Source organism: Psychrobacillus sp. OK028 (assembly GCF_900103605.1).
Lineage (GTDB): Bacteria > Bacillota > Bacilli > Bacillales_A > Planococcaceae > Psychrobacillus.
The window spans coordinates 1-1383 of the sequence record NZ_FNHY01000021.1; the positions used below are offsets into that span (position 1 = coordinate 1).

2 protein-coding genes are annotated in these 1383 nt (G+C 40.6%); both read left to right on the forward strand.

The genetic code is table 11. The features are described from left to right. Positions 1 to 76 precede the first annotated feature (76 nt). Positions 77 to 364, forward strand: coding sequence for a transposase (locus BLR36_RS18495; protein WP_093063212.1), 288 nt, complete (start codon positions 77 to 79; stop codon positions 362 to 364). An 11-nt stretch (positions 365 to 375) separates the two neighbouring features. Continuing rightward, complete coding sequence (locus BLR36_RS18500) at positions 376 to 1248, forward strand: IS3 family transposase (RefSeq protein WP_254771453.1); 873 nt, start codon at positions 376 to 378, stop codon at positions 1246 to 1248. The last annotated feature ends 135 nt before the right edge of the window (positions 1249 to 1383 follow it).

Genomic DNA, 1383 nt, shown 5'->3' on the forward strand with positions numbered 1-1383 from the left:
TTAGAGTTAGCATAAAAAGTGGACATGTTAAAACACGAACCTCATACTAAAAGAAAGTTAAGGGAGCGTGTGTAGGATGGCTGTATTATCAAGAGAAATGCGAGAATACCTAGTAAAATTAGTGGTGGAAGATGGAAGAAAGGCTTCCGAATTGGCCTATGAATATGGGGTGAAACCTGAAAGAATACGTGATTGGGTTAGAGTTTACAAACAGAAACAAACTCTATTGAGTGACGGTGAGCTAAGCTCTTCCATGGAATTAAAAAGACGCATAGCCGAATTGGAGAAGAAGGAAAAAGAGCTCAAGGAGGAAAATGAAATATTAAAAAAGGCCATGCATGTCTTCGCCAAAAACCACACGTGATATTTTCATTCATGGAGAAACACCAACATGAATTTCGCGTGGTAAAGATGTGTGAAGTATTAGAGGTGTCTTCAAGTGGTTATTATAAATGGTTGAAAGACAAATGGAAGCGAGATCGGATAAACAAAGAAAAAGAAAAAATCAATCAAAAAATCAATCTGTGTTTTATAGAGAGCCATGGCACGTACGGAAGCCCAAGAATCACGCGAGAATTACAAGTGCATGGGTTAAGCCTTTGTGAGCGAACAGTAGGCAAAAGAATGAGAGAAATGGGGCTTCGCGCAACACCCGATACCCCCTATATAGTGACGACCGATTCTAACCACAAACACTTTATCTATCCAAATCTATTGGAACGTCAGTTCATGGTTGATGCCCCCAACGTGGCATGGGTGACAGATATCACTTATATTTGGACCATTCAAGGGTGGCTATATTTGGCTAGTGTGATGGATCTGTTTTCTCGAAAGATTGTAGGTTGGAGCATTGGGACCGACATGAAAAAAGAGTTGCCGTTGGCAGCTCTCCAACAAGCAATTATGGTGAGGGATCCAGGTGAAGGGCTCATCCACCATTCCGACCGGGGAGCGCAATATTGTTCCAACGATTATACGAATCTAATGCTTGAGAGAAAAATGAGTGGAAGTATGAGTCGCAAAGGAGATCCCTATGATAATGCTTGTATCGAGTCTTTCCATGCGACCATCAAAAAAGAATTAATCTATCGTTACCAATGGGAAACACGAGAAGGTGCCATTAAATCAATCAGACATTATATCAACGAGTTTTATAACACTAGACGTAGACACTCCACGTTGGGTTATCTAAGTCCAGTAGACTTCGAACAAGCGTACAATAAACGTCGACTATCAGTTGCCGGGTGAGAAAATTAGAGATAGTGGAAATAGGATAGGTATGGTTTTGACCTATCCTGTTTTCACTATCCCAGCAAGCGTTAGCGCGGTAGTAAAAGAAAAAACATCGTGAATTAATATGTCTACTTTCTTTACAGAAGACCA